The organism is Acinetobacter sp. LT1, assembly GCF_059800965.1.
In genome coordinates this window covers 151427-165147 of the sequence record NZ_JBBAXE010000008.1, presented here as the reverse complement: position 1 = coordinate 165147, position 13721 = coordinate 151427, and the positions used below count along the sequence as shown (strand labels likewise).

Here is a 13721-nt window from a genome sequence, read left to right as displayed (position 1 = left end):
AAAAGCCCCAGATGGGGCTTTTTTAAAATTAGTTCTGCTTATCAGGATAAACCGTTGTAATTAACTGATCTACCACTGCAGGCTCAGCCAAGGTTGAAGTATCACCTAAACTATCTAGCTCATTCGCTGCAATTTTTCTTAAAATACGGCGCATGATTTTACCCGAACGCGTTTTAGGTAACGCTGGTGCCCAATGTAATGCATCAGGTGAGGCCACAGGTCCAAGCACTTTACGTACCCAGTTGATTAACTCTTTACGCAGCTCTTCCGATTCTGCAACACCTGCCTGTAAGGTCACGAAAGTACAAATACCTTGTCCTTTAATCTCATGTGGCATACCCACCACTGCTGCTTCTGCTACAGATTCATGCGAAACCAAAGCACTTTCAATTTCAGCAGTACCTAGACGATGACCTGAAACGTTTAAGACGTCGTCAACACGACCTGTGATCCAGTAATACCCATCTTCATCACGGCGAGCACCATCGCCTGTAAAATAAGTATTTTTAAAGGTCGAGAAATAAGCTTCAATAAAGCGGTCCGGATCACCCCAAATAGTACGCATCTGGCCTGGCCATGAATCTTTAATCACAAGGTTACCTTCAACCGCACCTTCTAGCTCATTACCTTCACCATCCACAATGGCGGGTTGAATCCCAAATAATGGACGTGTTGCTGAACCTGGTTTTAAAGCTGTTGCACCCGGCAATGGAGCAATCAAAATACCGCCTGTTTCGGTTTGCCACCATGTATCAACAATCGGGCAGCGGCCTTCACCAACAACATTGTAGTACCAATTCCAAGCTTCAGGGTTAATAGGTTCACCGACCGAACCGAGTAAACGCAAGCTGCTACGGTTACTTTCGCGTACAAATGAATCACCCTCTCGCATCATGGCGCGAATTGCGGTTGGAGCTGTATATAAGATAGAAACTTTATGTTTATCGACTACGTGACCAAGACGTGCCCATGTTGGGTATTGAGGCACGCCTTCAAACATTAAGGTCGTGGTACCATTTGCTAGCGGTCCATAAATCAAATAACTATGCCCTGTAATCCAACCGATATCGGCTGTACACCAATACACATCATCTTGTTTTAAATCGAAGACCTCTTTAAAGGTACTGGTTACATAAACTAAGTAACCGCCTGTCGTATGCAACACACCTTTCGGTTTACCTGTCGAGCCCGATGTATAAAGAATAAATAAAGGGTCTTCTGCCTTCATCGGCTCTGGAGGACAGTTTGCATCAACCTCCATAATAATGAGGTGATACCACAAATCACGACCAGGCTTCATTTCAATCGGGTTTGCATTACGGTAAACCACGATCACATTTTCAACACACTCAGTACCCGGCAACGCTAAAGCCAAATCAACATTTTCTTTGAGTGGTAATAGTTTTCCGGCACGTAGACTTGAGTCTGCGGTAATCACCAGTTTCGCTTGGCTATCTTCAATACGACTCGCTAAAGAGTCTGGCGAGAACCCACCAAACACTACACAGTGAACAGCACCAATACGGGCACAGGCTAACATGGCAATTGCACCCTCAGTGACCATCGGCATATACAGTACAACGCGGTCACCTTTACCAATGCCATATTTCTTTAAAACGTTGGCAAAACGGCAGACTTCGTCGTGTAATTCTTTATAAGAGACAATCTTATGACGAGAAGGATGGTCACCTTCCCAAATAATTGCAGGTTTATGTGGATGTTCTTTAAGATGCCTGTCTAGGCAGTTTGCTGACACGTTCAACTCACCATCAGCAAACCATTCAATTTTAAAATTGTCTTTGTCAAAACTAGTATTTTTAACTTGGGTAAATGGCTTTATCCAATCGACAATTTTAGCTTGCTCTGCCCAGAATTCATCTGGGTTCTCGATAGAGTGTTGATAACGTTTAAAGTAGTCTGCTTCAACAGTACGAGCTGTTTTTTTAAATTCCTCTGGTACTGGATAGATCTCATTCATACGCAACTTCCTTGATCTTGTGCATCCCATCTCGAGACTGTGGCTATTATTTTACTGGATCTTATTTGCATGCCTTTGCAGTATGATGACTCATTCAAAGCCTAGACAATGCGACTTTGGTCATATATTAACCACTTACTCAAGCATACGAAATTATGAACATTTTTATAAAATTAAGTTGATTTAAAACATTTGTCTATAGCTTTTACTTTTATAATTTTTTCAATATTTGATGGTTTTGATCATCAACAAAGATTATTTTGTCTCTCATATGCAACCTAGGAATAAAATAATATGTTTGCCCAAACAACTTCCTCACGCCCACCACAGCTGCCTTTAAAAGATAGCCCTTTTTCAATTCATGGCCGTTTTAACCGTATGAGTTATTTAGGTGGATATGGACTGATTTATTTAGTCACAATCGTGGGTTATTTTATTCTGGCCTCCTTTCTTGGAAGTTTTCAGCTTTCAAGTAATTTATTTAATTTTGAGTTTTATAGCTCTCTTTCTGGCCTCAGTGCTTTGGTGGTATGGGCTTTTTGGCTATTCCTGATTTATTTAAATGTTGTTCTCGTCGTGCGACGTTTGCATGATCTAAATAAAAGTGGTTGGATGGGATTACTACTATTCATTCCAGTTGTTCAGTTCTTTTTTATGATTTATTTACTACTTGCCTCAGGTACAGCAGGTCCAAATCAATATGGTCCATCTCGACCATCAACGTTCATAGAAAAGTTAATGGCTTGGTTTATTTTATTGGCTATTTTAATTAGCCTTATTTCTACCGCAGGCTTTTTTTACTACTTCTCTGGTACCGATACTATTCAAACCCCGTCACAAATCTTACAAAAAGGAACGGAATACTTTTAATTAAAAAACACTTTATTATTCAGATGAACTCATTATAGTAGGCGCACATTTTATCTCCTACTATAATGAAGGCCGATCATCGCTTTCATAATTTTTTAAAATAGAGACTTGTTGTGGCTGATGAACAAAAATCCTTAACGGATGTTGCAAAAAATACAGGCGAACTTTTGCAAGAAGCAGGTACTAAAACCACTCAAACGGTTTTAGCCCATACCGAAAAGTATCATGATGCCTATACCACTATTGATAAAATCGTGGATAGCTTCTGGGAACGTGTGCCTTATATTTGTATTGCGATTATCGTTTTTATTATTTTTTGGCTACTCACCAAATTATTTAAGTTCTTTGTTCGTAAAACCTTAGAAAATCGTTCTTATACGCGCCAAAACCTAGTGTTGGTTCTAAACCGTGTAGGAAGTACGACAATTTTATTTTTTGGATTCTTAATTGCACTTGTCATCATGATCCCAGGTTTTACCCCGGGGCAACTCATGAGCGCGTTAGGGATCGGTTCGGTTGCAATTGGTTTTGCATTTAAAGATATTTTCCAAAACTTGCTTTCAGGTATTTTAATTTTATTGAGCGAACCGTTCCGTATTGGCGATTCAATCGTGGTCAATTCACTTGAAGGAACTGTTGAAGATATCCAAATTCGTGCAACATTCTTACGCTCGCCAGATGGCCGTCGCATTGTTATTCCAAATGCCACTGTTTATACGAGCGCTTTAACTGTAAATACGGCTTATCAGCAGCGACGTTGTGAGTTTGTAGTCGGCATTGGATATGACGACGATGAACAAAAAGCTAAACAGATTATTTTAGATATTCTTAATAATGACCGAAATGTACTCAGTCAACCAGCTTTCTCGGTTAACGTTACAGCTTTAGCAGATTTCTCGGTTAACCTGACTGTACGTTGGTGGGTTGATACTACTGAAACTGATATGTCCTCATCTACAAGCACAATTCAAGCTCAAGTAAAACAAGCTTTCAATGAGAACGGAATTAATATTCCTTACCCAATTCAGGAATTAAAAATGGCTTCAAATCAGCCACTTTTAAACCCAGAAACATCAACTAAAGAGACGACCTAAAATATAAGAAATAGACGTTTCAGTTCTTAAAATACGGTTGCCTAAGCTCACAGCTTGGCAGCCGTTTTTTGTGAGCAAATCAATTTCATAGGGAATAAAGCCGCCTTCGGGTCCAACGACTACACTGCACGCATGCGGAATATTAACTGGCATGCTCTGCTCGGCATACGGATGAGCCACATAGGCGGGACTTTCCTTTGAAATTAAGTTTGGTAGAACATCTTCAACAAAAGGTTTAAAGCGTTTATATAATTGAATTTCAGGAGCAATGGTGTCGCCTGCTTGCTCAAGCCCTAAAGTCACATAGTTATCAAGTTGTTGTAAAAATGGAGTTTGCCAATAGCTTTTATCTACGCGGTAACTATGAATCAAACTAATTCTTTCAACACCTAGAGTCACACTATCCATAATTAAACGGCGTAAAACTTTGGGCCTTGGTAACGCTACGATTAAATGTACTGGAAGTTTTGCAGGTACAACTTCTTCAGTGATAGGCCGTATACAAACTTCTTGCTCATTCATCGAAACAATTTCAGTGGTATAGCGTGCACCATTACGAACACCAACTTTTAGATTTTGGCCCACCGTAATATCAAGATGTTCACGTAAATGCTGCAATTGGCGTTTTGAACGGATTAACCATAAATCTGACTGAACATCATCAGGTTCTAGTAAAACGATATTCATGGTTTTTCGGCCAAATACCGGTTAATTACACCAATATGCTTTTGTAATGAACCTTGGTTACGTTGTAAGACTTTATGCGCCTGCTCTACCACCTGCTTTGCTTCTTCAGGCTCGGCTAAACATGCCATCCAGATTGCTACAACTTGCTCAGCGTCTTGAGCAATGAGCACCCCATTTTCATCAATAAATTCATCAACAATGGTTTGGAAATTAAAGTAACGAGGTCCAATTACGGTCGGTACATTTAAAACCATAGGCTCTAAAATATTATGCCCACCACCTGGTTCATTAAGTGATCCCCCCACAAAACACACCTGACTTAAGGCATACCATAGCCAAAGCTCACCCATACTATCCGCCAGATAAACCTGTGTACTGGCGTGAATACTATGATTCATACTTCTACGATGAGTGATTAGATCTAAGTTCTGACAAATTTCAAATACTTCATCAAAACGTTCAGGATGTCGAGGCACGACAATACAAACTAAATCTGGATCTGACTTTAGATAAGGTGCAAGTGCCTGCAAAATTTGTTGTTCTTCTGGCGCATGTGTACTGGCAATTGTTAGGACTTTACGCTGTCCCAAATACCATTGTTGTTGTAATTGCTCAGCCTGATTTATAAAAGCCTCAGGTGCATGGATATCAAACTTAATATTTCCAACTACCTGACTTTTTTGTTGATCTAAACCAAGTTCTACATAACGTTGTCGAGTTGCATTATCTTGTGCCAACACCCAGTCAATTTGTTTCAGCATTCCTGCCGTTAGACCTGAAACGCGACTATAACCTTTCGCTGATTTTTCTGATAATCGCGCATTTAATAATAAACAAGGAACCTGCTGTAGCTTGGCTTGATCAATTAAATTTGGCCAAAGCTCAGTCTCAACCAATGCTAAAAGCTTTGGCTGATATAACTCAAAAAATTGTTTTAAAAGATGCTTTTGATCAACAGGCAAATAAACTGCTTGAAATAGATCTAAATAAGGTGCTTTTAAAAATAATGATTTGGCACGCGCCTGCCCCGTCTTTGTTGTATTAGTAACTAATACAGGTTGACCGAGTTTAAGATAATGCTCGATTAAAGGCTGCGCAGCATTGGTTTCTCCAACCGAAACAGCGTGGAACCAAATTGCTCTTACAGTTTTCGGAGACTCAAACGGCCCAAATCTTTCAAGACATTCCTGATTATATAATTCCTGGCTTTCTGCACGTCTTTTTATCCGCCATTGGTAAAAAGGTTTTAATAAATGGAGTGCGGTGTTGTACCAAAAAGGGGTCGCCAAGCGGTTTGCCTCAAATAGTCAAAGTTTAAAACTGGGGAAAATATAACATAGATAGAAAAAATGGCAGAGTTTCGATACCTAAACTCTACCATTACAAGAAAAGCGATTTACTGAATTCAGAAATGGACGAAGTCAGCAAAACATCATTTCAAAGAATCTTATGAAGCTTCTAGTGTTGGATAGTCTGTATAACCTTCAGCACCTTTCGCATATAAAGTCGTTGCTTGAAGTTCGTTTAGTGGCAAATCTTGCTCTAAACGCTGTAAAAGATCTGGGTTAGCAATATATGCCTTACCAAAAGATACAGCATCTGCCTGACCTTCACGCAAGATACGTTTTGCTGATTCTGGTGTTAGGTTCTCATTGGCAATCCATACACCATTAAATTTTTCGCGAAGTTTAGGACTAATACTATCAGCAGCTTCATATTCACGAGAGAAAATGAAAGCAACATTACGTTGGTTAAGTTGTTCAACTACATAACCAAAAGTTGCTAATGGGTTTTCATCTCCCATATCGTGTGAATCACCACGCGGTGCAATATGAACACCTACTCGGCCTGCGCCCCACACTTCAATAAATGCATCAACGACTTCTAATAATAAACGTGCGCGATTTTCAACAGGACCACCGTATTCATCATCACGTTGGTTGGTATTACTTTGAAGGAACTGGTCAATTAAGTAACCGTTCGCTGCGTGTAATTCAACACCATCAAAACCTGCTGCTTTAGCCAGTTCTGCTGAATGTTTGTATTGAGCAATAACTTCTTGAATCTCTTCAATTGAAAGTGCACGCGGTGTTACATAGGGACGTTTAGGACGTAATAAACTCACTTCACCCGCAGGTTGAATTGCACTTGGTGCAACAGGAATATCACCATCTAAAAGTTCAGGATGCGAAATACGGCCTACATGCCAAAGTTGAGCTACAATTTTTGAACCTTGAGCATGAACTGCCTCAATAATTTTATTCCAAGCTTGTGCCTGCTCTTGTGACCATAATCCTGGGGTGTCTGCGTAACCCACAGTTTTTGAACCAATTACTGTTGCTTCGGTCAAAATTAGACCAGCATTTGCACGTTGTTGATAGTATTCAACCATTAAATCATTAGGCACTCGGCTTACACCACTACGCGCACGCGTTAATGGAGCCATTACCAATCGATTTTTGATTTCAAAATCACCAACCGTTAAAGGAGTATTGAGTTCAGCCATAATCGCCTCGACTTACACTTTTAATAATTTAAAGTGTTTGTTTTAAATGTTCGATATATTGCTGAATCAAAGCTTCGTTACGTGAAAAATAAGACCATTGACCATATTTTTGGACCTGAATAAGCCCCGCCTGTTGTAACACAGACAAATGATTGGACATTGTAGACTGAGCTACTTTACCCAAACGTTCAATATGACCTGCACAAACACCCTTCTCAAAACTACCACCACATTCTTCAATCGGTAAATAATGTGCAGGTTCTTTTAACCATTGCAAAATTTGCCGACGTAGAGGGTTGGAAAGGGCTTTGCTAATTGCATCAATATCCATAGGCTCAACACGTCTTTTAAACGAACAAAGCTTTGTTCAGCATTTCGAAAATATAATATCGCATTTTTTCGATATTCATATCTATTTTTTTCGATATTCATATCGTATTTTTTCGATTAACATTCGAAAACTGAACTGCTTTGCCGTTTTAATCGCTAAAAATCCAAGAGTTCTACATATTCATAGATGAAGTGTATTTAAACTAAAAGTTCAGCAGACTCTTATAAACCTTGTTTTAAACTCGCTTCGATGAAACGATCAAGGTCACCATCAAGAACAGCACCTGTATTAGAGTTTTCAACCCCTGTACGTAAATCTTTAATACGAGAATCATCTAATACATATGAACGAATTTGGCTTCCCCAACCAATATCAGACTTCGAGTCTTCTAGAGCTTGAGCTGCTTCATTACGTTTTTGCATTTCCAATTCATATAAACGTGCACGTAACTGTTTCCATGCGTGGTCACGGTTAGCATGTTGCGAACGCTGGTTCTGACACGCTACTACAATACCTGTTGGGATATGAGTCAAACGCACAGCCGAGTCGGTTTTGTTAATATGCTGACCACCTGCACCAGATGCACGGTACGTATCGGTACGAACATCAGAAGGGTTAATATCAATTTCAATATTGTCATCAACTTCTGGTGAAATAAATACCGCAGAGAATGAAGTGTGACGACGGTTGCCACTGTCAAATGGTGATTTACGAACTAAACGGTGTACACCTGACTCTGTGCGTAACCAACCGTAGGCATATTCACCTTCCACACGAATCGTTGCTGATTTAATACCTGCTACGTCACCGTCAGACACTTCCATAAGTTCTGCTTTAAAACCATGACGTTCAATCCAGCGCATATACATGCGTAAAAGCATAGACGCCCAATCTTGTGCTTCAGTACCACCTGAACCTGATTGAATCTCGACATAGCAAGGGTTCGGGTCCATTGGGTTACTAAACATGCGACGGAATTCAAGTTTAGCCAGTTCATCTTCGGCAGCACCAAGCTCCGACTGAACATCTTCAAGCAGGCTTTCATCGTCGGCTTCTACAGCCAAATCTAACATCGCTTTTGCATCTTCAAGCTGTGTAGATAAGCCATCCAATACATTAATAACGTTTTCTAGTTCGCCCTTTTCTTTCGCCATCGCCTGAGCACGGCTTTGATCATTCCAGATTGCAGGGTCTTCTAACTCACGTAAAACTTCTTCTAAACGTTCTTTTTTCAGATCGTAGTCAAAGATACCCCCGTAGTGTTTGGCTACGATCAGTTAAGTCTTTCAATTGGTTTAGATAAGGATTAATTTCCACGCGAGTGTTCCCATAAGAGCAGATAAACGGTCAATTATTTTAGCATAGCTGCGGTTATCTACGAACCCGCTTTGTATTTCTCATCATATTTCATCAATTTGATTTATAAATTTTCTTCAGTTCAATTTAAGATTAATTAGTAACATCCTCATACAAAATTGGGTACTTTTACAGCATTTTTTATGATCTACACAAAATATCCTCAATTTTAATAAAATAAAACATTATATTTTTATATTTTAAAATCAATATCTTAAATTAAATTAGTTTACATAAATATCACACGGTTACAGTACGGTTACTTGCGCAAGATTGACGACAAAGCTTTTTCGTCTAGACTAAAAGTTGTAACAAAACATTTATAAAATCGCTTTTTAGAGGGGAGAGATTCCATGAAAAAACTAGCAATTGCATCAGCTCTTTTATCTGCACTCGCAGTGAGTGGCGCAGCAAACGCTTACCAAGCTGAAGTTGGTGGTTCTTACAATTATCTTGATCCAGACAACGGTAGCAGCGTAAGTAAATTCGGTGTTGACGGGACTTATTACTTTAATCCTGTTCAAACTCGTAACGCTCCACTTGCTGAAGCAGCTTTCTTAAGCCGTGCAAGTAACGTTAACGCCCTTATCAACTATGGCGATAACAGCGGTACAAAAGATACTCAATATGGCGTAGGTGTTGAATATTACGTTCCTAACTCAGATTTCTACCTTAGCGGTGATGTAGGTCGAAATGAGCGTGAAATTGATAACACTAATTACGACCAAAAAGTAACTACTTACGCAGCTGAAGTAGGTTATTTACCAGCTCCAGGTTTATTACTTGCTCTAGGTGTTAAAGGCTACGACGAAAAAGACGGCAAAGACGGCGCTGATCCAACAGTTCGTGCTAAATACGTAACTCAAGTAGGTCAACATGACGTAAACCTTGAAGCGTTCGGTGCGTTCGGTGACCTAGACGAATATAAAGTTCGTGGTGACTACTACATCGACAAAACTTTAAGTGTTGGTGCTGATTACTACAACAACGACTTAACTGACAAAGATGAATTTGGTATCAATGCTAAAAAATTCTTAAATCAGCAAGTAAGTGTTGAAGGCCGTGTTGGATTTGGTGATAACGACAACACTTATGGTGTTCGTGCAGCATACCGCTTCTAATCAAGCCTAAAGTCATAAAAAAATCCGCTCAATTGAGCGGATTTTTTTATTGGTTTAAATGTACGATGCGTAATTGTAAATTCACATTTCCATTAAATGCATTACGATCTATTTCATAGACCAAATGTACATAATCCCGCATTGGGTCAAATTCAAAACGGCCTGCTGCATTAAAAGCAATTGCATCAAAACTATATTGGCCGAGTGCTAATTTAAGCTTCAAATGCGTTTCTTTAAGCCAGCGATAATCAACAACTTTAAAATGCCCCTCAAACTGAGGAAAAGGGAATTTTTGTCCCCAAGGCCCCAACTGTTCTATCCAATCTAATGTATTTAGTTGCAAAGCCGAAGCAGGGAGTTCTCCATCCGTCCATAGCGTTGCTTGAAACAAAGACTCTTCCATTGCTGCAATACAATTGGTAAACGCTGTTTTAAAAGCTTCGAAGTTTTCTTTACGTATGGTTAAACCTGCTGCTGCTGCATGCCCACCAAAATGGCTCACCAATTCTGGATGTTGTTCAGCAACCTGTTCAATTGTATCTCGAATATGCACCCCATCAATTGAACGTGCAGACCCTTTTATATGAATACCATCTTCATCAGGTGCAAATACAATAGTGGGACGATGAAACTGCTCTTTTAAACGCCCCGCTACAATTCCAATCACACCTTGATGCCAGTTTTCTTCGAAGAGTATAAGAGCTGGAGGAACGTCTTCCTTTGAGAGCTGCAAGCTATCTAAAGCAGACAAGGCTTGTTGCTTCATCTCCCCTTCGATTTGACGGCGCTCTATATTTAATTGATTTAACTGTCTCGCGATTGGATAGGCAGATTCCATAGTGTCAGCTAATAAACATTCAATGCCTATACGCATGCTCTCCATGCGTCCAGCAGCGTTAATACGCGGACCTAAAACAAAACCTAAATCTTGTGCACGCAAAGATGAAGCCTCACGGCCAGCAATATCTAGCAACGCCAATATTCCGACTCGGCATTGATGTTGTTGAATACGTTTTACGCCTGCATCGACCAAAATACGATTGTTATAATCTAACACAGCAACATCCGCATACGTTCCCAAAGCAACCAAGTCTAGATATTGAGTGACTTTACTTGTACTTTTGTTTTGCTTGTTACGTAAACTTGCTAAATTGGCCAGTACATAAAATGCAACTCCAACACCTGCAAGCGCCTTACTTGGGAACTCACAACCTAACTGATTTGGATTTACAACTGCTTCTGCAAGCGGTGTTTCTTTAGTGGTTAAATGGTGATCTGTAATAACCACTTGCATGCCCAGTGCATGTGCCGCATCAACACCAGCATGGCTGGAAATCCCATTATCGACAGTAATTAATAAATCGGGTTGATAAGTTTGATGTGCAAGCTCTGCAATTGCGGGGGTAAGCCCATAACCGTATTTAAATCGGTCTGGAACCAAATAGTCGACTTGTGCCCCCATATCGCTAAGCACCAATACCATTAAAGCTGTACTGGTTGCACCATCGGCATCATAATCACCGACAATAACAATTTTTTTCTGCTCATCAATAGCTTGATCTATTAATGCCACAGCAGTTTCTAATCCCTTGAGCTGTGGAGCTAATAAATTCTTAAGCTTTAACTCTAATTCCTGTTCAGATTGTACCCCACGCCTTGCCAAAATTTCGGCAATAAACGGAGGCACGCCCTGAAACTGTTCAGGGCGTGTTAATAAAGGTCTTTGTTTGATTTGTATTTTTGTCATTTAAGGCATCAGTCGGTGCAGCGTCCATTGACCGTCGATTTTTTCATAACTCAAGCGGTCATGTAAACGATTTGGTCTTCCCTGCCAGAATTCATAATAATCTGGTTGCAGACGATAGCCTCCCCAGAACTCTGGCTTATCAAGTACTTCACGACTTGTAACTTGCTGTTGTAAGTCTTGAAAACGTTGCTGTAACAGCTCTCGGCTTTCAATCTTACCACTTTGCGGAGTACTGATATGCGCTGCAATCTGGCTATCACGTGGTCGTTTACGATAGTAATCTGTAGACTCTTGCTCAGCAATTTTGACTACACGACCACCAACTCGCACCTGACGCTCTAGACTTGGCCAGTAAAATAATAATTCGGCATATGGATTTTCTGCCAAATCGATACCTTTTTGACTGTCGTAATTAGTATAAAAATCATACCCAGCTTCTGTAGCCCCACGTAACAAAACTGTTCGAACATGAGGTCTGCCATTCGCGCTTGCTGTCGCTAATGACATTGCATAGGGTTCATGCAAATTGGCTGCTAGAGCATGGTTAAACCAACCAAGAAACTGCTGATGAGGATTAGATTCAACTTGCCCCTCATGCAATTCTCCTTGCTCGTAGCTTAAGCGTAATTCACTTAAATCTTTAATGACATCACTCATGTCATGCACCTTATGCGACTTGTGCTTGTGAACGAACTGAATCTGCTAAATGCTGAGCTAAAGCATTCACTTCTTGCTCATCATCACCTTCGACCATAACACGAATTACAGGCTCTGTTCCTGACTTACGAATTAAGATTCGTCCATGTCCTTTGAGCTGTGCTTCTGCTTTATCAAACTCGGCAACCAATGTAGGAATAGAATACGGATCAAGCATTTGTTCTAAACGTACATTCACAAGAATTTGCGGGAATAATTTAAAGTCTTGAACCAACTCATGAAGAGCTTTATTTTGCTCGACCATCACGGTTAAAACTTGAAGTGCTGCAATAATCGCATCACCTGTCGTACTCTTGTCTAAAGTTAGAATATGACCAGATGGTTCCCCACCAGTAACCCAACCATTTTCTTCTAAAGCTTGTAATACATATCGGTCGCCAACCTTAGCACGAACAAAACCAACATTCGCTTTTTCAAGTGCAATTTCGAGTGCCATGTTACTCATGACAGTACCAACAACGCCTGCTGGTTTTTTCTGAGCCTGAGTCGCCAAGATATATAAAATATGATCGCCATCAATCAAGTTACCAAACTTATCGACCATCACGACACGGTCAGCATCACCATCAAAGGCAATCCCTAAATCTGCTTCGTGCTCAACTACAGCTTTTTGTAGGTTCTCAGGATGTGTTGAACCACAACCTTCATTAATATTTAAACCATCCGGCTCATTATATAAAGCAACAACTTTTGCACCTAACTCACGGAAAACCGAAGGACCAACGCTATACGCTGCACCATGAGCACAATCCACCACAATTGTTAAATTACTTAAATCAAAATGGTAAGGAAAAGTAGATTTACAGAATTCAATGTAACGACCATTTGCATCTTTTACACGAACACTTTTACCTAAGTTTGCTGTGTCATCAATATATAAATCTTTTTCTAATTCGAGGTTAATTTCTTCTTGTAGCGCATCTGGTAGTTTTTTACCTTCGCTTGAGAAAAATTTAATACCATTATCAAAATATGGGTTATGTGATGCAGAAATCACGATACCTGCATGCGCATGTAAAGCACGAGTAAGGTGCGCAATTGCTGGGGTTGGTAATGGGCCAAGCAAATGAACATATACGCCAGCAGCGTTTAACCCCGCCTGCAAAGCAGACTCTAAAATATAACCAGATAAACGAGTGTCTTTTCCTAATACAACAAGTGGCTTATTTTTTGGACTCGTTCGTTTTAATACCTTCCCTGCAGCAAAACCGAGTTTTAAAGCAAACTCTGGAGTAATAGGCATTTGCCCAAATTTTCCACGAATACCATCCGTTCCAAAATAACTCATAGCTTATCTCATTTTTACGCCACTTC

12 protein-coding genes are annotated in these 13721 nt (G+C 40.0%); 3 read left to right on the top strand and 9 right to left on the bottom strand.

What is annotated here, in order from left to right; translation table 11 throughout:
- Nucleotides 1-28: 28 nt before the first annotated feature.
- A complete protein-coding gene (acs, locus tag WBW42_RS10145) occupies nucleotides 29-1978 on the bottom strand; it encodes an acetate--CoA ligase (protein WP_032057083.1) in 1950 nt (649 codons plus the stop codon).
- Nucleotides 1979-2272: 294 nt separating this feature from the next.
- On the opposite strand from acs, the gene WBW42_RS10140 reads away from it, so the two are divergent.
- Nucleotides 2273-2848, top strand: coding sequence for a DUF805 domain-containing protein (locus tag WBW42_RS10140; RefSeq protein WP_032057084.1), 576 nt, complete (start codon nucleotides 2273-2275; stop codon nucleotides 2846-2848).
- Between the two features lie 113 nt (nucleotides 2849-2961).
- Nucleotides 2962-3942 carry a mechanosensitive ion channel family protein gene (locus WBW42_RS10135; protein ID WP_005078641.1) on the top strand — a complete coding sequence of 327 codons (981 nt, stop codon included), beginning with the start codon at nucleotides 2962-2964 and terminating at the stop codon, nucleotides 3940-3942.
- Here the strand turns inward: WBW42_RS10135 and WBW42_RS10130 are convergent.
- From WBW42_RS10130 to prfB, 5 genes are all read right to left on the bottom strand, one after another.
- Entirely contained in the window at nucleotides 3922-4629 is a 708-nt protein-coding gene (locus tag WBW42_RS10130) for a 16S rRNA (uracil(1498)-N(3))-methyltransferase (RefSeq protein WP_014207920.1), read from the bottom strand. The genes WBW42_RS10135 and WBW42_RS10130 overlap by 21 nt on opposite strands.
- Nucleotides 4626-5918, bottom strand: coding sequence for a 3-deoxy-D-manno-octulosonic acid transferase (locus WBW42_RS10125; protein WP_032057085.1), 1293 nt, complete (start codon nucleotides 5916-5918; stop codon nucleotides 4626-4628). Before WBW42_RS10125 ends, WBW42_RS10130 begins: the two co-directional genes overlap by 4 nt.
- A 158-nt stretch (nucleotides 5919-6076) precedes the next feature.
- Nucleotides 6077-7135, bottom strand: a complete 1059-nt coding sequence (locus WBW42_RS10120) for an alkene reductase (protein ID WP_032057086.1) — start codon at nucleotides 7133-7135, stop codon at nucleotides 6077-6079.
- 28 nt (nucleotides 7136-7163) lie between these two features.
- Entirely contained in the window at nucleotides 7164-7466 is a 303-nt protein-coding gene (locus WBW42_RS10115; protein WP_017399836.1) for an ArsR/SmtB family transcription factor, read from the bottom strand.
- A gap of 221 nt (nucleotides 7467-7687) precedes the next feature.
- Nucleotides 7688-8783, bottom strand: a protein-coding gene (gene prfB, locus WBW42_RS10110; RefSeq protein WP_099475557.1) for a peptide chain release factor 2 whose coding sequence is annotated in 2 segments (ribosomal slippage) — nucleotides 7688-8710 and nucleotides 8712-8783 — 1095 coding nt in all. Because the reading frame shifts where the segments join, the coding sequence is not laid out codon by codon here.
- 392 nt (nucleotides 8784-9175) lie between these two features.
- On the opposite strand from prfB, the gene WBW42_RS10105 reads away from it, so the two are divergent.
- Nucleotides 9176-9943, top strand: a complete 768-nt coding sequence (locus WBW42_RS10105; RefSeq protein ID WP_002121889.1) for a putative porin — start codon at nucleotides 9176-9178, stop codon at nucleotides 9941-9943.
- A gap of 46 nt (nucleotides 9944-9989) precedes the next feature.
- On the opposite strand, the gene recJ is transcribed toward WBW42_RS10105, so the two are convergent.
- From recJ to glmM, 3 genes are read right to left on the bottom strand one after another with little or no spacing between them, the layout of a single operon-like run.
- Nucleotides 9990-11690 (bottom strand): single-stranded-DNA-specific exonuclease RecJ, encoded by a 1701-nt coding sequence (gene recJ, locus WBW42_RS10100; RefSeq protein ID WP_032057087.1) that lies wholly within the window; start codon nucleotides 11688-11690, stop codon nucleotides 9990-9992.
- The gene (gene pdxH, locus WBW42_RS10095; RefSeq protein WP_002121930.1) at nucleotides 11691-12347 is read right to left on the bottom strand and encodes a pyridoxamine 5'-phosphate oxidase; all 657 of its coding nucleotides are present in this window, start codon (nucleotides 12345-12347) and stop codon (nucleotides 11691-11693) included. It abuts the gene before it with no gap.
- 10 nt (nucleotides 12348-12357) lie between these two features.
- Entirely contained in the window at nucleotides 12358-13695 is a 1338-nt protein-coding gene (glmM, locus tag WBW42_RS10090) for a phosphoglucosamine mutase (RefSeq protein WP_002121981.1), read from the bottom strand.
- Nucleotides 13696-13721 lie beyond the last annotated feature (26 nt).

Bases quoted from the DNA above. Each gene is read 5' to 3' on its own strand.
- acs (WP_032057083.1), bottom strand. From the start codon at position 1,978: ATGAATGAGATCTATCCAGTACCAGAGGAATTTAAAAAAACAGCTCGT.
- WBW42_RS10140 (WP_032057084.1), top strand. From the start codon at position 2,273: ATGTTTGCCCAAACAACTTCCTCACGCCCACCACAGCTGCCTTTAAAA.
- WBW42_RS10130 (WP_014207920.1), bottom strand. From the start codon at position 4,629: ATGAATATCGTTTTACTAGAACCTGATGATGTTCAGTCAGATTTATGG.
- WBW42_RS10120 (WP_032057086.1), bottom strand. From the start codon at position 7,135: ATGGCTGAACTCAATACTCCTTTAACGGTTGGTGATTTTGAAATCAAA.
- WBW42_RS10115 (WP_017399836.1), bottom strand. From the start codon at position 7,466: ATGGATATTGATGCAATTAGCAAAGCCCTTTCCAACCCTCTACGTCGG.
- WBW42_RS10105 (WP_002121889.1), top strand. From the start codon at position 9,176: ATGAAAAAACTAGCAATTGCATCAGCTCTTTTATCTGCACTCGCAGTG.
- recJ (WP_032057087.1), bottom strand. From the start codon at position 11,690: ATGACAAAAATACAAATCAAACAAAGACCTTTATTAACACGCCCTGAA.
- pdxH (WP_002121930.1), bottom strand. From the start codon at position 12,347: ATGAGTGATGTCATTAAAGATTTAAGTGAATTACGCTTAAGCTACGAG.
- glmM (WP_002121981.1), bottom strand. From the start codon at position 13,695: ATGAGTTATTTTGGAACGGATGGTATTCGTGGAAAATTTGGGCAAATG.